This is a genomic window from Psychrobacter sp. ANT_H59, from assembly GCF_008369225.1.
Lineage (GTDB): Bacteria > Pseudomonadota > Gammaproteobacteria > Pseudomonadales > Moraxellaceae > Psychrobacter > Psychrobacter cryohalolentis.
Map to the genome: position 1 here is coordinate 46,407 of NZ_VOBE01000009.1, position 22,908 is coordinate 69,314.

A 22,908-nucleotide genomic window follows, 5' to 3' on the forward strand; every position below is an offset into this window, starting at 1 on the left:
TGAGCCATTAACATTTAGGGCGTTTTAAGCTATGATTGCACGGATAATTATTCCATCTAGTATATAGACGCAGGCGGTCATGCTGACTACCCACGTAATGTGCTAATACTCCCAACTGACGAGGACGACTATTGTGTTAGAAGCTTATCGTAAACATGTCGAAGAACGTGCTGAGCTAGGAACGGTTCCGCTACCACTGAACGAAAAACAAGTAGCAGAGTTGGTTGAACTACTAAAGAATCCACCAGCGGGCGAAGATGCGTTCTTGATGGACTTGCTCGAAAATCGTATTCCTGCCGGTGTTGACCAAGCTGCTTACGTTAAAGCGGCATTTTTAGCAGCGATCCTTAAGGGTGAAGCGACCTCTTCACTAGTAAGTAAGAAAAAAGCGGTTCAAATCTTGGGTACGATGCAAGGTGGTTACAACGTTCAACCGCTAGTTGCTGCTCTTGATGATGCGGAAGTCGCGCAAGAAGCTGCCGATGCGTTGAAAAAAACCTTGCTAGTATTTGACGCATTCAATGATGTGACCGAAAAAGCAGAAGCGGGCAATACTATTGCTAAAGAAGTCGTTCAATCTTGGGCTGACGCTGAGTGGTTCTTGAGCCGTGACGCTGTACCAGCAAAGACGACTTACACGACATTTAAAATCACTGGCGAAACCAATACCGATGATTTGTCTCCTGCACAAGATGCGTGGAGCCGACCTGATATCCCATTACATTCATTAGCAATGCATAAAAACTCTCGCGACGGCATTACTGCTGACGAAGAGGGCGTTATCGGTCCGATGAAACAGATCGAAGCGTTAAAAGAAAAAGGTCATCCATTAGCCTATGTTGGCGACGTGGTAGGTACGGGTTCTAGCCGTAAATCTGCGACCAACTCAGTACTGTGGTTGATGGGTGATGATATCCCTAACGTGCCAAACAAACGTGGCGGCGGTCTAGTACTAGGTAATAATATTGCACCTATCTTCTTTAATACTATGGAAGATTCTGGCGCATTACCAATCGAAAAAGTAGCCGTTGATAACCTAAACATGGGCGATGTCTTTGACATCTATCCGTATGATGGCAAAATCACTAAGCATGATTCTGATGAAGTACTGTCAACCTTTAAGCTAAACTCGCCAACTTTGCTTGACGAAGTTCGTGCGGGTGGTCGTATTCCGTTAATCGTTGGTCGTGGTCTGACCAATCGTGCTCGTGAATATATGGGTCTTGGTCATTCAGACGTATTTGCTAAGCCAGAAGAGCCAGTTGATACCGGCAAAGGCTTTACACTAGCGCAGAAAATGGTTGGTAAAGCTTGTGGCCTGCCAGGCGTTCGTCCTGGTATGTACTGTGAACCAAAAATCACTACTGTCGGCAGTCAAGATACCACTGGTCCGATGACCCGTGATGAGCTAAAAGACTTAGCCTGCCTAGGTTTCCAAGCAGACTTAGTGATGCAGTCATTCTGTCACACGGCTGCTTATCCAAAGCCAGTTGACATCGAAACTCAGCATACACTACCTGACTTTATTATGAACCGAGGCGGCGTGAGCTTACGTCCAGGTGATGGTATTATTCACTCGTGGCTGAACCGTATGCTACTTCCGGATACCGTTGGTACTGGTGGTGACTCGCATACGCGTTTCCCAATCGGTATCTCATTTCCAGCCGGTTCTGGTCTAGTAGCGTTTGCTGCTGCGACTGGTGTTATGCCACTTGATATGCCTGAATCTGTCCGTGTCCGTTTCATCGGTGAGCGTCAAGCCGGTATCACCTTACGTGACTTAGTCCATGCAATTCCTTATCAAGCGATTAAAGAAGGTCTGTTAACCGTTGATAAGAAGGGTAAAATCAACGAGTTTAACGGTCGTATTTTAGAAATCGAAGGTTTAGAAGATTTAACCGCTGAACAAGCGTTTGAATTGTCTGATGCTTCAGCTGAGCGTAGTGCTGCTGGTTGTACGATTACTCTATCTGAAAAGTCAGTTGCCGAGTATCTAACGTCGAACATCACATTATTAAAATGGATGATCTCAGAAGGTTACGGCGATGCACGTACGATTAGCCGTCGTATCGAAGGTATGCAAGAGTGGTTGGCTAATCCAAGCCTGATGCGTGCTGATGAAGATGCAGAATATACCATCGATATGGTTATCGATATGTCTGAAATCAAAGAGCCGATTCTTTGCTGCCCGAACGATCCAGATGATGCAAAAACATTGGCTGATGTCGCTGGTGACACCATTGATGAAGTATTCATTGGTTCATGTATGACTAACATCGGTCATTTCCGCGCTGCCGGCAAATTGCTAAAAGATGTCCCAGCAGGTAGCTTGCAAACACGTCTATGGATTGCGCCGCCAACCAAAATGGACGCGCGTCAGTTGATGGAAGAAGGTTATTATAATATTTATGCACAAGCCGGCGCTCGTACAGAGATGCCAGGTTGTTCATTATGTATGGGTAACCAAGCACGTATTGCACCGAATTCTACTGCCGTTTCGACTTCTACCCGTAACTTCCCGAACCGTTTAGGTCAAGGTGCTAACGTATATCTAGCATCAGCTGAATTGGCTTCTGTTGCTGCGGTACTTGGTAAATTACCAACCAACGAAGAGTATCAGCAGTACGCTGGCATGCTTGACAGTATGGGCGAAGAGGTGTATCAATACATGAACTTCGACCGTATGGAAGACTATACTGAAGAAGCTGATAAGATCAACGTTGCTCAGTTGAGCTAATTTTGGTCAAATCTTAAATGCTTTGAAGTTTTCAAAAACCCTGTATCGTCATGATGCGGGGTTTTTTGCTGTGAGCAATGGCTGGTTTCTCTTATTATCTTATGTATAATATGGGAGCAGGCGGAAACCGTGGCTCTGTATGTTATTTCTCCTTTTCTATCTCGGGACGGACCGATACTTTGATAGGCACTTTTTGTTTGCAATCAAGTGCTTTGGAGTTTTGGTTGATTACTTTATCCCCCATCAAACGTCGCATCTTCTATGTGACTGTCTTTGAAATCATTGCTATCATTTCATCTACCTTGGTTCTTATGCTGTTGAGTAACAGCAGCGCCGCAGAATCTCTACCAGTTGCCGTGATGGTCTCATTGGCAGCGGTGATTTGGAATTTTATTTACAATACGGCATTTGAAAACTGGGAACGTCGTAAGCAGGTGCCGCAGCGCACGTTATTGGTACGTAGTGCCCATGCGATAGGTTTTGAAGGCGGCTTGGTTTTGATTTGCCTGCCGGTGTATATGATTTGGTACGATGTTGGTTTTATCAAAGCCTTTATGATGGAAGCCGTGCTACTGCTGTTTTTCTTGGTTTATACTTTTTTCTTTACCTTGGGTTTTGACAAAATATTTACCTTACCACATCACTATAAAAGTGCTTCTGCTTCTTGATAAATAAAGAGGTTAATGGAAATGGTTTTGTCCATTAATTATATAATTTATTCAAAAAAGGCTGCACCTTGGCAGCCTTTTTAATGATATTGCAAAGAACAATGTCATCAGCGTACTATTTACCTTGATAAACGGGCTTACGCTTTTCCATAAATGCGGTAATACCTTCTTTAAAATCATCGGTTTTAGCAAGCATCGTTTGTTGTTCTACTTCCATATCCAATGCTTCATTAAGATCCATATAGGCATGAGTATTAATCATGTGCTTCATCGATGCCAATGCTTTGCCGGGTAGATTACTCAGACGCGTTGCCAATGCCAGTACGCTCGCATCAAGCTCATCGTTACTAACCACATCGTTGACTAAGTTTAAGCGTGCCATATCTTCCGCTTTGAGCTTATCGCCAAGCATGACCATTTCAGTCGTTTTTGCGACGCCAATCAATTGATTCAATAAGTAAATACCACCAGCATCTGGAATCAGACCAATATTGACAAAAGCTTGTACAAATTTGGCATTTTCAGCGGCAATACGAAAGTCACAAGTCAGCGCCAAGTTCATGCCAGCACCAGCAACGGCACCTTCTAATTTGGCGATAATAGGCTTATGAATATTACGCAGCTTTAAGCTAATCTCAGCGACTTCACCAACCATAAAGTTCAGCTTATCCGATAATGCCTCGCTTTCCATACCGTTTTCTAACATCTCACCGATATGCCCGCCACTTGAAAAATTATTGCCAGCGCCCTGCAAAACGATGACTCGTACTTGCTCATCTTCATCGGCTTTGGTCAATGCTGCCATCATGGCGTCTTTGAGTACCGTGCTAAAGGCGTTCAAGGTTTTAGGATCGTTCATTGTGATGGTAGCGATATGGTTTTCGGCTTGGTATTCGACGAGAGCTTGTGACATTTTGGATATCCTTAAGATGATGTTCTAAATAATGATTGCAATAAAATACTGGTATAGTCATGTTTGAATAAAAGAAATATACATATTATAAAGCACTACTGAGGTTAATTTTTCTTGCTTTCTGTGCCTGCGCAGACAGAGGCTGCGAATAATTAATCTCAGTAGTGTTGTATTCTTTTAAAATTGGATCAACTATATCGGCAGTAAGTAAAACAAATAGGGCAATACTAATTACTATAGCAGTTTGAGCTTATTATAAAAGCGAGATTTGTGCGCGCTTAAGGCACGTTTTGAATAACATTTTTTGCTGCTATCACTATTGCCAAAGGTATAAAACCTATCATTCAAAAATAAGGCTACTATCTGTAAGAGGGTTGAATTATTCTAGAAGACAGATTTCAAAAGGTTTTATTTTTTATCACACTAACAAGGAAGTGGTTATGCCAATGATTCATGTCAATGATATCGATATTTATTATGAAGACAGCGCACCAAACGATAAGCAAAAGCCCATCATGGTATTCGCCCATGGTTTGCTATGGAATACGCGTATGTTTGACAAGCAAGTCGAGTATTTTAAAGCGGGTTATCGCTGTATTGCGTTTGATTTTCGGGGACAAGGTCAGTCTGAAATTACCAAATCTGGCTATGATATGGAAACCTTAACTGAAGATACGCTGGCGTTGTTAGATGCGCTAGATATTCAGCAGTGTCATTTTTTAGGACTATCAATGGGTGGATTTGTCGCCCAACGTATTGCGTTAAAGCGTCCTGAATTATTGCTATCACTGACGCTGCTTGAAACCTCTGCTGATCCTGAAGATCCTAAAAACGTGCCACAGTACCGCAAGCTGATTAAAGCCATTCGTTGGTTGGGCATGAAGCGTGTCAGCCAAAAAGTAATGCCCATTATGTTTGGTAGCAGTTTTTTAGCAGATAAATCGCGTAAAGCTGACCGTAGAGAGTGGTTGTCTATGTTGCAAAGCAATCGTAAGGGGGGGGTCATCAAGGCAACTACTGGCGTGATTGAGCGCTCTGCAACGTATGATCAGCTCAGTGATATCAAGATGCCGACGCTTATCATCGTTGGCGATGAAGATGTGGCAACACCGTATGCAAAAGCTGAGCGCATGCACTTTGCGATAGCAGGCTCTAAGCTGGTGGTGATTAAAGGTGCGGGGCATACGGCAACGGTTGAAGAGCCGGAGCAAGTTAATAAAGCCATTAATAAGTTTTTGGCAAACTTTATATAGTGTTCATTGCGGATCTATATACCTGATATGACAGCGTTTATTATCGCAAAAAATGTAGCAAAAAAGTCGTTATCATGGATTTGATAACGGCTTTTTTAACGCTTTAAAAGGAGTGTTTAAAACTTATAAGCGCGCTGTATAGTCGTTATTGCCATCATTAATGGTGCCAAAAACGTTAGCTCTATTGACGATTTCGGTTGCCCAAGCACGATGGGTAGCAGGCTCTAGCATAGTATTGTTATATTTAAAGACCGCTTTTGCCTCGCTATGTAATATCGCCTGTGCCTCATCTAAAGTGCTAAGCGGTACGCAGTATGCTTGCTGTACCAAGGCAATTTGACTTGGATGAATAACGGTTTTTCCGACCAACCCCAAGCTGACATCACGCGTCAACTCTTGCATAAATAACGTAGGCTCATCCAAATACTCAAACACCGGTGCCGACAGATAAAAGCCATGTGGCACAAAACAGCCAAGCAGCTGGTAGGCTAGTGTACCAACAGGTGTATCATAGACAAGGCTATTCTTAGGACGGCGCAAACGCAGTGCTGCAAATAAATCATTACCACCAATACGCAAAGCAAATACAGGCTGGCTAAAAGCTTCTTTGAAACCAATCGCCAGCTCTTGATTATGATGTGGATTAAACAACGCTGCCGTCTCAAGCGTTGGCATTAATAGCATGTCAGTACTAAGATTCTGGCATGCCATGCGCCAATTAGATAGACTATACATATCAACTTTTGGCATCACAAAGCCATCAATCAAATCAATATGGGTAAAGCCCGATAACTGCTCTAACATGGCAGGATGGCGCGGACGTACAAATACCAACGGACGCGTTGGCTGCTCAGTCTGTATCTTGGTTTGTTGTGTTTCAGCTTGCTGTGTCGGCTCATTGATACTATCAACGTGCGTTGCCCACGTATACAGCAGCGTCTGCAAGCGCTCAAGTGCCAACTCAACATCATTGTGGCTGACCGCATCTTCTAGACAGATGATAATACTATTAATCGTCGGTAATTTATCACGCTTGATCACTTGCCAGATATCTTGGCGCGTCGCTGGCATATATAAGCTCGCTCCCAACTGATACGGATGATGCATGTTAGGCTTGAGCATAGCATGACGCTCAGTAATCAGATGCGCGTAAGACTGGGTGTTTTGATAAAGGTGGGACTCGTTTTTTGGCATATCTGACATAATGGGCATCGTAAATAGTGGTAAATGAATGGGTCTAAAAGTATGGTTTCAAGATTAGGTAGAAAGATAAGGAGTTATTAATCGTCTGTAGTGCGCTGCTTAATAAGGGTAATCGCTTGATAAGGCAGTATTTTATCACCTAGTACGCTAATAGCGATATGTCGCTGTGTACATAAATGCCTTAATAATATAGTGTCGGGGTGCTCAGCGCTCGCTAACAAAATACGTTCAGGGTCGCGGCGTAGTATCGCGCGTGTCGCCTCAGCAATGGTCGGCTTAATACGATTACGATTGCTAATACCATACTCAGCAGCCAAGCTATCGACTAATTCGGCCGTTTGATAGCGAGGTTGCTTATGTGTTGGCAAACATTTCAAAGGCGTGTTTAATATACGCCTTGTCGCATCGATACAATCAATAAAGGCCAGACTATGATCTACACTGATCAAATTATCATAAAAGACACTGCGATGCAGCCCCAATTCCGGCTCAGTATATAAACTGCGTGATATAAGCCCTGATACAGTACTATTTAATAAACCTGACGGAATCAACCAGTCATCGATACTAGCAGCCAGCCAAGCAACACCAGCCGGATCAGCAAGGGTCAGTAGCGGTATAACATCCTGACCTTGATGGAAAATATTGGCAAAGTTAGGGTGGTTAGGATCGGCAAAGGCTTTTAGACTATGCGCCAGTTCTTGATAAATCGCCCCTTTACCTGTCCAACCATCGACAAATACAATCGGGCTATGAGGATGATTATTTAATATCATCTTTAAAGCAACCGGATCAAGACCACGATCTCGTATAATACTGACGCCATAATGCACACTTGGTAGAGAGTAGCTGCTATCGGCAGTTGCTAATGCGCGTTGTAACAGTACGCCTATTGGTAAACCGGCACGCACAAGACTGACTAATATTAACGGGCGCTCATTATTGACGTTTGGCTGAAAAACTTGCTGTAGCGTATGGGCCAAATTGGTAATATCAGTCGCTGCTCTTACTTTTCCCTGCTCTAACGCCTCGATATATAGCTGCTCATGCATGGCACTTGGCGCGTCTTCCAAGGTCAGCATATCAGAGTAATGACGCTGCCCACTTTGAATCAGTGCTTCTTTTTGACTGACAGGCACATCAGCAACGGCATCTTTATCAACGATATTGAGCAGCACAGTGACATCGCTAGCAAGATAGCTGCCTGAGCCATATTGTGATAAATCGGCTGTTTTAATATTAGAATGGATTGAAGTCATAGTAGAAATAGTTTTACTCGTTTGATGACGGTTTAATAGCAGAATATCATTTAATAAAAGGTAGCGCTCATCATTTAGCTGCAAATTTCTCATGTAGCTGTCCATGATTGGGCATGCCGTACCAGTCAAGTAATTGCAGAAATGGCAGATCTGCCAGACTGTCACCAAAACCGAAGCTTGGGCGCTGATGATCCAAATGCTGTTCCAATAAAAATTGTACCGCATGACGTTTATGAATAGCATGCGGCAATATTGCTAAATTATTAGCATTCACATGCACATAAAAAATCTCATCAAAATCTGGTATGAGCGTTGGTAATTGTGTGGCTAAATCTGCCAATGCTTGATGGTCTTTTTGCGTGTGTTTGATCGCTATATAAATGGTCATCTCGCTATCGATAAAAGTATCGGTATGCGGGGTTAACTTTAAGTTGTTATGCACGTTATTGCAGCCATTCACCCACTCAGTCAGCTGATTGAGCTTATCTTGTAATGGAGCAAGCACATCATGCATATACTGTTGCCACGTATTTAGTAGCTCACCATCAGCGGTTAAAATAATCGCGCCATGGGTCAATACTTGCCAGCTATTAAAAGGCAATTTTACTCGCTGTATCTCTGACCTATCACGAGCTGTGACGACTATCAATTCAGTACTGGCAAATAGCCAATTAAAAAAGACCGCTTGGCGCTGACTCATAAAGCTTAACGGCTCACCTTGTTTATTGATGGTAGCGCAAACCAAATTTTCAGGTTCAGTAGTGGGTAATTCCCATGCATCAATTTTACGCTGAGTTTGAAAGAGCGTATCGTCCAAATCCATCAGCGCATATGGCTTTACAATGTTTGGACTAGACTGGAAAAATGGGAAGGTCATTATGTTTTCCAAAGATAAAAATGATGATAAGACTGTTTATAGATGGCTTGAATACGGATATGTAAGGGAGGTGCAGCGCTGATTTTTAAAACTGAGCATTACCTATTTATCAGACTTTAGCCAAATGCAGACAGTATAACGATAATCATAAAAAAGGTCAGAATAAATCGGTAATAAAAGTGCAGAATTATCGCAAGAGGATTGGACGTAACTCATTTGGAGTTAGCATATAAATGTAATAAACTCAGAAAATTGAGTAACCAAACTTTCCAAGTTTATTAAAGGGTGATTATGCAGACGGCAGGATAATACTAGGTTTCTTGTGATGGCTACTATAGACTCAGCAACAATCAAGGTGCTATGTTTATACTATCATTTAAATAACAAAGAAATATTTGAATATCCTATCCATATATTTCTTCTAACCTTAGGCAAGAGACTAATCGTCCTTCCCATTCACGCAACTCGGGCTCAATTTCGCTACATATTGGTTTGGCATAGGGGCAGCGTTTATGAAGTGCGCAGCCACTTGGCGGATTAAGCGGACTAGGTAATTCGCCTTGTAGAGTCAGCTCTTTTTTATGACCCGTCACTGAGGGCGCTGCTGAGAGTAAAGCGATGGTATAAGGGTGTTTAGGATCATTATAAATAGCATCTTTAGCACCGTGCTCAACGGCTTTGCCTAAATACATGACCATCACATCATCTGCTACGTGGCGTACGACAGAAAGGTTGTGCGAGATAAAGACATAGGCAGTATGATATTCATCTTGCAAATCCATAAATAGATTCAGTACTTGCGCCTGAATAGAGACGTCGAGTGCTGACGTCGGCTCATCAGCGACGACAATTTTAGGATTGAGCATCATGGCACGAGCAAGAGCAATACGTTGGCGCTGACCGCCAGAAAACATATGCGGATAGCGACCGGTATGCTCAGGACGCAAACCAACGTGCTTCATCATTGCATGGACTTTGGTGCGTTTTTCTTCTTTGCTCAGCGTGGTATGAATGTCTAACGGTTCTGTGAGCTGAAAGCCAATGGTATGGCGTGGATTGAGGCTACCATACGGATTTTGGAATACCATCTGAATCTCAGTACGCAAGTTTTTAAGCGCATTTCTACTATAACTCGTAGTTGCCTCATCGTTAATAAATAACTCGCCACTGGTAGGTTCTTCTATCAAAGTAAGCTGGCGCGCCAAAGTAGACTTGCCACATCCTGACTCACCAACGACTGCGAGAGTTTTCCCTGCTTCTAGCTCAAATGAGATGCCGTTCAATGCTTTTACGAATGCTTTACCTTTTCCTAAGCCTAGAGAAACCTGATAGTGTTTATGTAAATTATCTGCCTTTAAGACGATTTTATTACTCATATTTCAGACTCCATCGTAGCGGTTTGAGTAGTCCGAGTAGGATGTTCGGGCAGGGTGGCGTGAATACAGCGGACTTCGCCATTTGGGGTTGCTAAAATAGGTGGCGGCACCTCACAAGCCGGCTCTTTATAGGGACAGCGAGGAGAGAGCAGACAGCCCGTTGGCCTATCATATTGGCTTGGCACAACACCTGGCAAGCTATTCAATCTATCTTGTCCAACAGCCAGTTCAGGAATCGCCTGTAGTAGCGCTTCGGTATAAGGGTGCGCAGGTTTTTGGAATATTTCTGGCACTGTACTGGTCTCGACCACTTGACCGGCATACATAACAGCGACATCGCGAGAGTTTTGTGCGACTAAACCCAAGTCATGAGTGATAAGCACCATTGCCATCTGCTTTTCACGTTGCAGGCGACTGAGCAAATCCATGATTTGAGCCTGAACGGTCACATCGAGAGCAGTCGTCGGTTCATCAGCGATAAGTAGTTTTGGCTCGCACGCCAGTGCCATCGCAATCATGACCCGTTGACTCATACCACCTGAAAGTTGGTGCGGATAGACACGTAGGCGATTCTTAGCATCTGGCATCTCAACCAGCTCTAATAACTCTAACAGACGCTGCCGTACTGCTGCGCCGCGCAAGCCAAGATGGGTAGTTAATACTTCTCCCATTTGCATCTCGACCGTAAAGCTTGGATTCAGGCATGACATGGCATTTTGAAATATCATCGAGATATCTTTACCGATAATCTTGCGCTTTTGTTTTGCTGGCATGGTGAGGAGATTCTTGCCATCAAAGTTAAGACGATCAGCAACGACAGTGGCAGAAGAGGGTAATAAACCCATCAGTGCCATCATAGTGACCGATTTACCAGAGCCTGATTCACCGACAACTGCGACGACCTCTCCTTGTTTGATTTTTAGAGAGACATCATCGACCGCGCGAAATGCTCTTGCTCCTTCTCCAAAAGTCACTGATAGATGCTCAATATCTAGGAGTAATGGGTTGTCTGTGGCAATGTTATTTGCTATTGAGCTATTTACTTGAAAATCGTTCATTAAGATACCTGCTTCAATTTTGGATCTAAGGCATCACGCAGACCGTCGCCCGTTAGATTGATGGACAATGCAGCTAAGAAAATCGCTACACCGGGCCAAATCGCTAACCACACATTGCTCTGGATATATTGGCGAGCAGTACCTAGCATCGCACCCCACTCAGCATCAGGGGGTTGAACACCGAAACCTAAGAAACCAATCGCGCCGGCTTCCAAAATAGCAGTAGAGAAAATCATGGTCGCTTGGACGATTAATGGCGCCATACAGTTGGGTAATATCGTGATAAACAATAATCTTAAGACACCTGCACCCATGACCTGTGAGGCAATAAAATACTCACGTTGCAGCTCAACCATTGCTGTTGCGCGGGTCAACCTAATAAAAGGCGGTGTACATACCAAGGCAATAGTAATGATGGTATTGGTCATCGAAGGCCCTAAAATAGCGGCAATGATAATGGCGAGCAGCAAGCTTGGATAAGACATCAAGATATCATTTACTAGCATGACCGCTTTGCCCCAAACCTTGGGCCAAAAGGCAGCGCTTAGTCCTAACGATACGCCCACAATCATCGCTATCGAAGTGGCGCTGATACCGATAAATAATGAATAACGTGCGCCGTGCATGACGCGCGAGAGCGTATCACGACCGGCATCATCGGTGCCCAAAAAGAACATCGAATCACCGCCACTAAAGAAGGAGGGCGGCAACTGCTCTTTACCGGTGAATAATTCATAAGGGTCATAAGGGGCAATGGTAGGGGCCAAGATTGCGACGATGACCATCAGCATCAAGACTATAAAACCCAGTACCGCGCCTTTATTTCGGCAAAAGGTGTATAAAAACAGCTGCCAAGAAGTCGGCGGCTTAGGCGCAACCGGAGCAATGTCAGAAGGAACTACAGAAGGCTTCATTGGATATTCCTTTAGTGAATCAGACCTTGTTTTACTCCACTGGCTTGCTTACTTTATTGGGCTAAATCGCTTATGGTTTAAGCTAACTTAGCATGCGCTTGTCTTCTGCAAGCTGAGTAATACAAACCTAGGGATACAAGGTCATCATGGGCACTATGGGTAATTATTAAAAACTATAAATAGCAATTGTCGATACAATAACAATGCATCAAATGGGGTTCACCCGAACAATAGGCTATGAGGAATGGCGAATTCTAGGATTAATAAATCCATATAAAATATCGATCATTAAGCTCACCAGAATCAGTGCGGTGGCGACCAATAAAATACCGTTTTGTACAATCGGGTAATCACGCGTAAAGAAGCCATCTAATAACCAGTTACCAACACCCGGCCAGCTAAAGATAGTCTCAGTGATAATGGCACCAGCCAATAACGTCGCCATTTGCAATCCCACTACAGTAACCACGGTAATGAGCGCATTACGCATCACGTGAATTAAAATCACACGTTTTGGTGACAGACCTTTGGCTCTTGCAGTACGCACATAATCTTCATCTAACACCTCAAGCATCGCTGAGCGTGTCATACGAGCAATCATAGCTAAAGGAATGGTAGATAGGGCAACCGAGGGCAGGATGAAATGTTTGACAACGTTCCAAAAGGCGCCGGGCTCACCAGAGCTTAAAGAACCTAGTAGCCAAGACCCGTATAAAGGTTTGACGTCTAGGAACTGCGCGACAGAGATAACGCCAGAGACCGGTAGTAGACCTAGATAGTGGGCGAAAATACCCGTTAGGATAGGACCAAGTAAGTAGATCGGCATAGAGTAGCCGGCAAGTGCGCCAGACATTAAGGTATAGTCTAGCCAAGTACCACGGCGTAAGGCAGCCAAAATACCCAGACTAATACCAACGATACTCGCTATCGTAATCGCGCAAAGCGCCAGCTCTAATGTCGGCACAAAATGCGCAAAAAAATCCTGCAATATAGGCGTACGGGTGCGAAAGGATTCACCAAAGTTACCTTGCAGTATCCCAGTGAGATAATCCCAGTATTGTACGGGTAAGGGTTTGTCCAAACCAAGGCGGGCTAAAGCCTGCGCATGTAGCTCAGGATCAACCATGCGCTCTCCCATCATAATCTCAACTGCATCGCCAGGTACGAGGCGAATAAGAATAAAAGTCGATAGGGTTAAGCCGATATAGACGGGAACTAAGATTAAAATCCGGCGTAGAATATAAAGTAGCATAGCTCGGCTCGTTTTTATAGAAGTGGCTTTTACTAGCTATAGCTCAGGCTCAGACAAATACGGCTGGAACAGAATCTCTGAACCAGCCGCAAACGTATATAAAGCAATGACTATAGAATAAAAGGCGTCACTAGGGTTTGTTAGGTACTGGTATTGAATCTAATACCAGTACCGAATGCAGCACTGATATTAGCTAAGGCTATTTAACATCCTTATTCAATATCAACGCCATCAAAGCGAATGGAGCCGAGTGGGCTAATTTTGTAGTCTTTTACATTAGGGGTCGTTAATACCGTCACGACTGAGTTAGCAACTGTCGTCCAAGGTAGTTGGTCTTTAAAGATAACCTGAGCCTGCTTGTAATTGGTAATACGCTCATCTTGGTTGGTATTTGCACGTGCATCCATGACCAGCTTATCAAAGTCTTTATTACACCAGCGTGAGTAGTTGTTACCGTTAACCGCATCACAAGATAATAGAACACCTAACCAGTTATCAGGATCTCCATTATCACCTGTCCAACCGGCTAGGATCGCTTCAGGCTCGCCTTTACCCGCACGCTTTAGGTACTCGCCCCACTCATAAGTCACAAGCTTGGCTTTAACGCCAATTTTAGCCCAATCTGATTGAATCATTTCAGCCATTAGCTTGGCATTAGGGTTATAAGGGCGCTGAACGGGCATATACCATAAGTCGATTTCTAAATCTTTAGCACCTGCTTCAGCCAGTAGGGCTTTGGCTTTTTCAATATCGTAAGGCGCATCTTTGATCTCATCGTTATAGCCCCACTGCGTTGGTGGCATTGGGTTGCTTGCTTTGATACCAGAACCTTGATATACGGCATTGATGATGGCGTCTTTATTGATTGCCATATCAAGAGCGCGGCGAACATTGACATCTTTTAGGTCTGGTTTTTCAGTGTTATAGCCTAAGTAACCAACGTTAAATCCAGCATCATCCAGTACGTTTGCTTTGCCAGATTTTTTGGCAGAATCAACTTCAGATGGGTTGGCATAAGCGGAGACATTACATTCGCCTGCTTGTACCTTCTGTGCGCGAACCGCAGAATCTTTAGTGATGACAAAGACGAGGTTATCGATATGAATGTTGTCTTTGTTCCAATAGTCAGGATTTTTGGTATAACGAATCTGCGCATCTTTTTGATACGAAGTAAAGACGAAAGGTCCGGTACCGACTGGTTTGGTATTTAGATCAGCGGCATTGCCAGCGTCTTGTAACTGCTTAGCATACTCTGCAGAATGCACATAGGCGAACGGCATTGCTAGGTTTTGTAGGAATGGCGCGTTGGTCTCAGTCAGAGTGATTTTGACCGTATAATCATCGACTTTTTCTACTTTGTCGATAATATCAGGCAAACCCATACCTACTGAATACGGGAATTCAGCTGGATAGTCTTTATTAAAAGCAAAGCCTGTATCGGTGAGACGTTCGATAGTAAAGATAATGTCATCAGCGTTGAAGTCACGAGTTGGGGTGAAGTAATCGGTCTTGCCGAATTTGACGCCTTTACGTAGATTGAGTGTATAAGTCTTACCGTCTTCACTGATTTCCCAACTTTCGGCTAAGCCTGGCTCAATTTCGGTTTCGCCACGTTTAAACTGTACGATACCATTAAAAATAGGATAAGCACTGGCATCAAAGTCAGTACCTGCCGTATATTGCGCAGGGTCAAAGCCAGCAGGGCTACCTTCTGAACAGTAAATTAAGGTCTTAGCGGCTTTGGCATCGCTACCGGCATCTGCCGTTTTATCCGCAGTTTTATTGTCGCCGCTACAGGCGCTGACGCCTAGCGTTAAGGCTGCTAATAAGGTGAGCTTGAAAAATGGAGTTTGCACTGTGATTACATCCTGTATAAATCGTTAGATAATTATCGATTGATAGCACGACAACGACGTTAGACGCCGTTGATGTCGAACTCTAATCGATAAACCTTTAATTCCTTTTAAAGTATTTATCAATTCAAATTATTTCAGGTCATGACAAATTATCAGAATTTGAGACACTTCAGAATGGTGTGTCTCAAGTGTTTGGTCTTCTAATAGTTGATATGTCGACACTGAATAAGCAAATGAATAGACCGAATATATAGGTAAATATGAGGTTGTGCAAGGTATCTACAGCGCAAATATGAATTTTTTTATGCTATGGACATCTTTTTTGTTATTAATGAGGTATTTAACCTCCGTAAAATCACAGGCATGTATGAGTAAACTTTGTTTTAGAAAGATAGAATAAATATTCTAAAGATGTTCATATTACGGCTATGGCAATCCATTATCAGTAGCTCGTAATATGTATGTTAAATGCGCGTCTATTTAGGATTCACCACCAACACATTATCCAAACCTTTCCACATGGTATCCACACTATCAGCCGACGTTTCCACACACAATACAATCAAATCCCACTCATTTGGCTCAACGTTATAAGCAAAATTGGTCATACCAAGGCCATAATTATCATGAAAGCTTAACATCGTGCCAATACCGCTACCAAGTGCAATCGGTGAGCGGGTTAATGCGCTAAAATTCACCGTATTATTGCTGTTATCTAAATTCGTCTGTTGCTCAAGCCATTCCGCCAATAAAAATGGCAACCAGACAAATTCATTACTGCCCAATACCAATATTTTTTGTGGCAATTGAGCGTTATTAAATGCGTTTTGACCATCAAAACTTGCAAATGCAGTTTGGAAACTTGCTAGATAATCAGCAAAGCCATTCGTGCTATCTAGCGTTGGAAAGCGTCCCCAATTGCCAGTATTGCCCAAAGGTTGACTACCAGCTTCGGTCGTATCAACCGATGGCATAATGATAGGCTCAGGGTTGGGCGCATCAGTCCATTTCCAAGCGCCAGATAGTAAATGATGGCGGTGAAAATCAATATTTGGCAGGCGGGTGGCAATCGTATCATCGGCGTTAGCATCAGACTCATTTTGATTCTGATCTAGAGACCAATCAACTAAGGTTGTGAGATGCACTTGCTCTAGTTGGGTCAACCCAGCTTCACGTAATGCTGTGACAACATTAACGCAAGTATTACCCGTTGATGCTTCATCATCGACCATGATCAGCGTTTTACTGGCAAGTAGTTGCGCTTGCGTCATTTTATCGGCACTTTGATAAATCAGATGCTGACTGGCATGACTGTGGTCTTCGCTAAAAGTGGTCAATAAAGAATCGCTATTGTTGTCATCATGCTGGGCATGACGAGTAGAATTTAGCAGCAACGCTTGCGGATAGCGCTTTTGTAGCGCTTGGTGCACACCAGCAGATAATCCAACCGCCGTCTCTGCCATACCGATGACCAAAATTGGCTCAAGCAAATCATCAGGTACTAAGTTTGCCAAATCAGTAAAGGCATCACGCATGATGCTTGGTGCCACCGGAATATGACGACCTAACACTTTTGAGACAAACAAAAACGCCCGTTTTGGATTGATACGTTGAGCAAAATCAAGCAAATCTTCTAGCTGATAATGGCTGCTTTCTTTAAGGTCGTTGTTACCACTAGCAGCGTTGGTCTGATAGGTCAGATCAAGCGTACCGCGAGGTAAGGTGATGGTCGTGTTGTGTTGCTTATTTGGCATTCATATTCCTTCAGTCTTTCAATTTTTTATATCGTTAGTTTCACTTATTCAGCAGTATCTTCTTCAATTTTTACACTCACCATAATAGAACGTACTTGGCACGGTATAATTTGCTGTGCGATATCTGCCAGTTTCGGCTTCTTACTTAAACCGAGCCAATAAGCAAAACCAACTTGAGTTATATCTACACCGCTATGAGTGGTGTAATCAATACCACCAGAGGGGCGACTATTAATCTCAAGCACACGATGCTGACCATTATCATCCGCTTTAGTCTGGACACTAACGATACCATCACAGCCGAACGTTTTTATCAGTGGAATGACCACATCCATGACCGATTGCTCATAACCAATATGCTGAATTTTCCCCGTTTTATAACGAGTAATAGCAGCCAACACTTCGCCGTATTCACAGACGACATCGATAGAGTATTCTTGTCCTGATAAATAAGGCATCAGCAACATGGGAATCGGGCGCTCATGCACCATGAGACTGTTGGTATAAGCATTGATAAATTGTGCGGTATTGATTTTTTTCTCTTCGGTAAAGTATAGATGCTCAAAACTGTCGTATTGCTCACTTTCTTCTTTACCTGTCTCTTTAACTTTACCTAAGCGCCAAAATCCTTGGGCAAAAATCCCCGTCACTGGTTTGACACATAAAGGCTGATGACCATGGGTGGCAAGTAACGCTTCAAGCTCTGCGACAGTATCAAAGCGCCATGCATCTGCGACAGGGATATCATGCTCATGGCACTGCTGCATAAAGGCAAACTTATCATCGATGGATTCCAGTGCTGCAACGCTGGTCGCACCTGTCAATAAACGGATACCTGCTGCTGCAAATTTTTCGCGATGAGCTTCATAATCAATGCCATTGCGTCCAGTGAGTAACACTTTCACGTTGTTTTTCTGAGCTTGTTCTAACACAAATTGCCAACGTGGCATCAATGGCTCAACAGATTCAAGCATTGCTTGCTCATTGTTATCTGCGGTGCTAATAGAAGGCTCGCGGTAAACGCTATCGGCAAATTCAAAAATCTCAGGCCTATTATGACGATGTGAGGCAACGACATGAAAGGGCATGCTAGATTGAGCTTTTAGGGTTTGCAGGCTAGCTAACATATCACGCTGGCTTGACTGACCTTCAGCCAACCAAGCAGCGCTTAACTTTGTATGATGACTATTGTTAACAGGGTTATCCATAATTCTCTTTGCACTCTCTTAAATAATAGGGTTGTGGATCACTCGATATCGTCATCATAAAGTGATTAGCAATTTAATATATGATCGAATAATTTCAGACATGGCATTTATACATAACGGGCTCTATTATATACAAATGCTAGATGTTATAAATGTTTCCAATTAAATAGCATCAAGGATTTTTACTTTTTTTATGATGTTTTATAAGATGCTGGTTCTGATTAAGGTTGTAATGCCATCCATGCTACTATATGGCGATAGTTAACCTCACTCATATAAGTAAATAATAAATAACGTAAAGGATAAATGATGAGTCAACCTCAAGCTTTAATTGCAGGTGCTAACGCGCCGCTGCCAACGGATAATATTAGCATTCGTATTTTAAGCCAAAGCGCCATCGATTGCGCTGCATATCGCCTGACGACTGAAGGTAAAGTGCGCGGCGATGGCGATATGATATTTTATGGGCAGACGCGTAGCGATGATGGTAGCGTGAGCTTTCGCGGTCATGACAGTGATGGATTTTTTGATATCAATCTACCTGCGCAGCCAGCAAGTATTGAAAAGATTGCGTTAGCGTTTTCTAGTGCGCAGACGTTGGCTCAAGTCGGCGATGTAGATATTCAAGTACTACAAGGCAGTCAAGTGCTGATAACTTGTCAATTATCTGCTGCTGGGCGTAATGAAAAAGCGATCATCTTAGCGGAATGTTATCGTCGGCAGGGCAATTGGAAGTTTCGTTTTATCGCTCAAGGTTTTGAAGGTGGCTTAAAACCTTTATCTGAGCATTTCGGTGTAGAGATTGCCGATGAAGCACCAGCTCAAAGCCCTGTACAAAATCAGTCACAAGGGCAAACTCAGCCTATTAATACGCAGCGACCAATCAATACGCAAAAAGCTAGTAGTGCACCTCAGACAACTACGCCACCGCCGATTCCTGCTGGCTCTACCAATCCTTCAATCAACCTAAGTAAAATTACTTTAACCAAAAATCAATCTAGTATCAATCTCAAGAAACGTGATGATTTTGGCAAAATATCGGTTAACCTAGACTGGAACCAACGTCCAGATGTCAGCAAGCAAGCACCCAAAAAAGGGCTGCTCGGCGATTTATTTAAGCAGCATAAAGCTGATGGAATTGATCTCGATGTTGGTGCGATGATTCATCTGAAAAATGGTGAAAAAACGCTTATTCAAGCGTTGGGAAGTCGTTTTGGTAGCCTACAATCAGCGCCATACGTTTTATTGCGTGCCGATGATAGAACAGGACAGGTAAGCGGCGGTGAATGGCTAGATATCAATGGTCAGCAGTGGTCACAGATTGAAGAAGTATTTATCTTTGCTTTCATTTACGAAGGTGCACCAAATTGGGCGCAAACTGATGGGGTAGTGACTATTCATGTACCCGACCAGCCACCGATTGAAACGCGTTTGACAGAAGGTACAGGTAACTTACCGATGTGCGCTATTGCGCGTCTGGTCAATCAGCAAGGCAGTATCAACGTTGAACGTATCAACCAATACTTCAAAGGACATCAAGAGATGGACAAAGCCTTTAATTGGGGATTTAGCTGGAAACGTGGCAGTAAGTAATAGCTCTAAGGGTATTGTTAGCACACGTAAAAAAACAGCCTATCTAATAATAGATGGGCTGTTTTTCTATGAATCATTTTTATAAATGATAAAGCGGGACATTATTTCAAAAACGACACTTATGGATATTAAGCATGCGGGGTGATAGCAGGCATTAAGTCATGGAAAGTGCGACCAGTCGCCGTTTCACCGATGGCATGCATCTTCCACTCATTATTATGGCGATATACTTTTGCCATAATCATCGCCGTATGCGTACCTTGTGAGGACAGATTATAGCGTGCTACTTCAGTATTGTTATTGGCATTGACGATACGGCAAAACGCATTTTCTACTGTCTCAAACGTCTGACCAGTAAAGCTGTTGACGGTAAATACCAAGGATACTACGTTAGCTGGAACTTTTGATAAATCAACATTGATTACTTCATCATCACCATCGCCGTCACCGGTGCGGTTATCACCAGTGTGCACGATACTGCCGTCTTTTGATTTTAATTGGCTAAACCAAATGGCATCAACTGGCTGTTTGTTGCTATCGAACATAATGCATGATGCATCTAAATCGATAGAATCGCCGCCACTACCACCACCGAATAATTTACCTAAGAATCCACCTTTTTTATCTTGTGGACCTTGGGCAACGTCCCAGCCTAAACCCAATTTTACTTGAGTAAGCTCGCCGCCTGCTTCTTTGCTTAGGGAGATTTTTTGACCCTTTTGTAAACTAACTGCCATGTGATAATCCTTATAATAGTTGTATGAGAAATTGCTATAAAATATTGCCAAGTAATCCGCTATTGCCGCCACGACCACCTGAACTGGTGCCCAAGATGCTTTGTAGCCATCCTTGATAGCTGTCACGATTGCGTGAGCAAATAATAACTTTGCCTGAGCCTGAAAAGTTGAGTACCATTCCTTCGCCACTGGTGACTGAATTGATAATATTGCTCATAATGCCTTTTTTCTTACTGGTCGATACAGAGAGCTTATAATCAAGCGTTGAATCCCAGCAGACCACATGACCATTATCGATGATGACGTCTTTATCTGGCGTCACATCAATCTCAAATAATGAACCGAAACCCGATACCACTACCTGACCTTGACCTTGTGTCTGCATGACCATAAAGCCGCCAGTATCACCAAAGACTGCGCCACCTAGATTACGTTGAATATTGGCTCTGATATCGACACCGATTTGTGCCGCGACAAAAGCACCATCGCTCAAGGTATATTGATGTTTGCCGCAATCAATGATTTGCATATCGCCATCGAGCGTTGGTGCCAGCAAGCAATCACCTTCACCGTTTACCGCTTCGATTTGCTGTTGAAAAAGTGACTCATCGTTAGCAAAACGGCGCATCAATGACTGCATCAGTCCACCTTGCAATTTACCTTTTAGCTCAAGGTTTGATTCCATCATCACCATGGCGTTGGCTTCGCAATAGATTGAGTCGCCTTTTTTAAGATTACAATGTAAAAAAGGTTCAATAGTACCAATTAAGCTAAACGTTGCAGCCATAGGTCAAAAGTCCTTGTTCTAATATTTTCATGAGTCCATCTGTAGAGGATATAGCAAATAACTTCTGTCAATATCGTTTAGACATTAAATTCATATCCACTTAAATTTAAAGCCATCAAATGTCTTAAATAACACACTTGATGGCTTATAGATCTCGTAAGTAGCTTGTAAATAAATAGTTACTTACGATAGTTGGCTTGCGACACGATTAAGTCAATTAGACGATTAAACGTTGACGCCATAAGAGGCCGCTAATGGTCCAAGACCACCGCTAAAGCCTTGACCAACCGCGCGGAATTTCCAGTCGCCGCTATGACGATATAACTCACCAAAAATCATCGCTGTTTCAGTACTACCGTCTTCTGATAGGTCATAACGAGCGATTTCAGCATCGCCATTGTCGTTCAAAATACGGATATAAGCGTCGCCCACTTGACCGAAGTTTTGGTTACGAGCTTGACCTTCATAAATGATGGCACAGATAGCAACTTTGCTCACGTCAGCTGGAATGCTTGCAAGGTTGATTTTGATTTTTTCATCATCGCCATCACCTTCACCAGTACGGTTATCGCCTGTATGTTCAACCGCGCCATTGTCTGACTTTAAGTTGTTAAAGAAGATAAAATCTTGATCGTTACGTACTTGACCCGCTTCATTGACCAAAAAGCCAATCGCATCTAAGTCAAATTCTTGACCGTCAGTGGCGCGTGGATCCCAGCCTAGACCGACCGTAATATTGGTTAAACCTGGCGCTTCTTTTGATAAGTTTACGTTGCCGCCTTTTGTTAAGCTAATAGCCATGTAAATATCCTTTGGATTAATAATTAAGTGGATTGATTGATAAAAAATGAACTCAAATAGTGCAGTGATCGATATATAGACGTTATGAGAAAAAAATATCTGTACGCCATGTCCTGCATATCATTACGTTTTACTATACTAAGCGTTTGCTTACTAAGCAAGGCGTATTTTGTGCGCTGATGTTATGTTTACTAACAGATATAGCAATTGTGCAAATCTGATACTTTCTAACCGTCCCGATAACAATCATTAAGATATTGTTATCAAAAATGAATTTTTTAGATACTGAAGTTGGTATTAAGGTTGCAATATCGAACCTACCAATGAAACAAAACCTTATGATATGAATTACTCATAAAGTAAAAAAGGTATAAAAAACAGGTCATACCAATCGCTTGATATAACCTGGCATGACTACGATTTTCTACCAAAGCGCTTTTTATTAATTTGAACGTAGCGTTTAAACGTAAGACAAAATCAACACTAAGTAATCGCCTTCGCTTGTTGCTTGCGATACTTAAGTGAAGCAAGCAATGCCCAACCGATAAAGGCAATACCAATCAAACCAGTAATAATCTCTGGTACATGGAATTTCACTGATAGCAGCATAATAATTGCCAAGGCACCAATGGCATAATGCGCACCATGCTCTAGATAGATGA

The 22,908-nt window shown here is 42.9% G+C and carries 19 protein-coding genes; 4 read left to right on the forward strand and 15 right to left on the reverse strand.

What is annotated here, in order from left to right; genetic code table 11:
- The first annotated feature begins 133 nt into the window (after window positions 1-133).
- On the forward strand, window positions 134-2,737 hold the full coding sequence (acnB, locus tag FQ083_RS12260; protein ID WP_149410045.1) for a bifunctional aconitate hydratase 2/2-methylisocitrate dehydratase: 2,604 nt from the start codon (window positions 134-136) through the stop codon (window positions 2,735-2,737).
- Between the two features lie 224 nt (window positions 2,738-2,961).
- Entirely contained in the window at window positions 2,962-3,405 is a 444-nt protein-coding gene (locus tag FQ083_RS12265; RefSeq protein ID WP_262881117.1) for a PACE efflux transporter, read from the forward strand.
- Window positions 3,406-3,520: 115 nt separating this feature from the next.
- Here the strand turns inward: FQ083_RS12265 and FQ083_RS12270 are convergent, their stop codons facing one another.
- Window positions 3,521-4,318 carry an enoyl-CoA hydratase/isomerase family protein gene (locus tag FQ083_RS12270; protein WP_149410046.1) on the reverse strand — a complete coding sequence of 266 codons (798 nt, stop codon included), beginning with the start codon at window positions 4,316-4,318 and terminating at the stop codon, window positions 3,521-3,523.
- Between the two features lie 440 nt (window positions 4,319-4,758).
- Here FQ083_RS12270 and FQ083_RS12275 point away from each other — a divergent pair, with 440 nt between their 5' ends.
- The gene (locus FQ083_RS12275; protein ID WP_020443047.1) at window positions 4,759-5,571 is read left to right on the forward strand and encodes an alpha/beta fold hydrolase; all 813 of its coding nucleotides are present in this window, start codon (window positions 4,759-4,761) and stop codon (window positions 5,569-5,571) included.
- Window positions 5,572-5,694: 123 nt separating this feature from the next.
- On the opposite strand, the gene FQ083_RS12280 is transcribed toward FQ083_RS12275, so the two are convergent.
- From FQ083_RS12280 to FQ083_RS12325, 10 genes are all read right to left on the reverse strand, one after another.
- A complete protein-coding gene (locus FQ083_RS12280; RefSeq protein WP_020443048.1) occupies window positions 5,695-6,774 on the reverse strand; it encodes an HpcH/HpaI aldolase/citrate lyase family protein in 1,080 nt (359 codons plus the stop codon).
- Window positions 6,775-6,851: 77 nt separating this feature from the next.
- The gene (locus tag FQ083_RS12285; protein ID WP_149410057.1) at window positions 6,852-8,033 is read right to left on the reverse strand and encodes a cysteine protease StiP domain-containing protein; all 1,182 of its coding nucleotides are present in this window, start codon (window positions 8,031-8,033) and stop codon (window positions 6,852-6,854) included.
- A gap of 70 nt (window positions 8,034-8,103) precedes the next feature.
- Window positions 8,104-8,910 (reverse strand): HAD hydrolase family protein, encoded by an 807-nt coding sequence (locus tag FQ083_RS12290; protein ID WP_149410047.1) that lies wholly within the window; start codon window positions 8,908-8,910, stop codon window positions 8,104-8,106.
- A gap of 404 nt (window positions 8,911-9,314) precedes the next feature.
- Entirely contained in the window at window positions 9,315-10,286 is a 972-nt protein-coding gene (locus tag FQ083_RS12295) for a peptide ABC transporter ATP-binding protein (protein WP_133105169.1), read from the reverse strand.
- Window positions 10,283-11,344 (reverse strand): ABC transporter ATP-binding protein, encoded by a 1,062-nt coding sequence (locus tag FQ083_RS12300; RefSeq protein ID WP_149410048.1) that lies wholly within the window; start codon window positions 11,342-11,344, stop codon window positions 10,283-10,285. Before FQ083_RS12300 ends, FQ083_RS12295 begins: the two co-directional genes overlap by 4 nt.
- Window positions 11,344-12,258 carry an ABC transporter permease gene (locus FQ083_RS12305; RefSeq protein WP_133105167.1) on the reverse strand — a complete coding sequence of 305 codons (915 nt, stop codon included), beginning with the start codon at window positions 12,256-12,258 and terminating at the stop codon, window positions 11,344-11,346. Before FQ083_RS12305 ends, FQ083_RS12300 begins: the two co-directional genes overlap by 1 nt.
- A 235-nt stretch (window positions 12,259-12,493) precedes the next feature.
- Complete coding sequence (locus FQ083_RS12310) at window positions 12,494-13,510, reverse strand: ABC transporter permease (protein ID WP_011513106.1); 1,017 nt, start codon at window positions 13,508-13,510, stop codon at window positions 12,494-12,496.
- A 212-nt stretch (window positions 13,511-13,722) separates the two neighbouring features.
- Window positions 13,723-15,366 carry an ABC transporter substrate-binding protein gene (locus tag FQ083_RS12315; RefSeq protein ID WP_133105166.1) on the reverse strand — a complete coding sequence of 548 codons (1,644 nt, stop codon included), beginning with the start codon at window positions 15,364-15,366 and terminating at the stop codon, window positions 13,723-13,725.
- Window positions 15,367-15,842: 476 nt separating this feature from the next.
- Window positions 15,843-17,120, reverse strand: coding sequence for a phosphoribosyltransferase domain-containing protein (locus FQ083_RS12320; protein WP_149410049.1), 1,278 nt, complete (start codon window positions 17,118-17,120; stop codon window positions 15,843-15,845).
- A 44-nt stretch (window positions 17,121-17,164) separates the two neighbouring features.
- On the reverse strand, window positions 17,165-18,328 hold the full coding sequence (locus FQ083_RS12325; protein ID WP_149410050.1) for an ATP-grasp domain-containing protein: 1,164 nt from the start codon (window positions 18,326-18,328) through the stop codon (window positions 17,165-17,167).
- Between the two features lie 309 nt (window positions 18,329-18,637).
- Here FQ083_RS12325 and FQ083_RS12330 point away from each other — a divergent pair, with 309 nt between their 5' ends.
- The gene (locus FQ083_RS12330) at window positions 18,638-19,921 is read left to right on the forward strand and encodes a TerD family protein (protein ID WP_149410051.1); all 1,284 of its coding nucleotides are present in this window, start codon (window positions 18,638-18,640) and stop codon (window positions 19,919-19,921) included.
- 128 nt (window positions 19,922-20,049) lie between these two features.
- Here the strand turns inward: FQ083_RS12330 and FQ083_RS12335 are convergent, their stop codons facing one another.
- The 4 genes from FQ083_RS12335 to FQ083_RS12350 form a co-directional block, all read right to left on the reverse strand.
- Complete coding sequence (locus FQ083_RS12335) at window positions 20,050-20,658, reverse strand: TerD family protein (protein ID WP_011513115.1); 609 nt, start codon at window positions 20,656-20,658, stop codon at window positions 20,050-20,052.
- Between the two features lie 34 nt (window positions 20,659-20,692).
- Window positions 20,693-21,445: a TIGR00266 family protein gene (locus tag FQ083_RS12340; RefSeq protein WP_133105161.1), complete on the reverse strand. Its 753-nt coding sequence runs from the start codon at window positions 21,443-21,445 to the stop codon at window positions 20,693-20,695.
- 225 nt (window positions 21,446-21,670) lie between these two features.
- Entirely contained in the window at window positions 21,671-22,246 is a 576-nt protein-coding gene (locus FQ083_RS12345) for a TerD family protein (protein ID WP_149410052.1), read from the reverse strand.
- Between the two features lie 483 nt (window positions 22,247-22,729).
- The coding region (locus tag FQ083_RS12350; protein WP_149410053.1) for a DUF475 domain-containing protein at window positions 22,730-22,908 on the reverse strand (179 nt) is incomplete at its 5' end.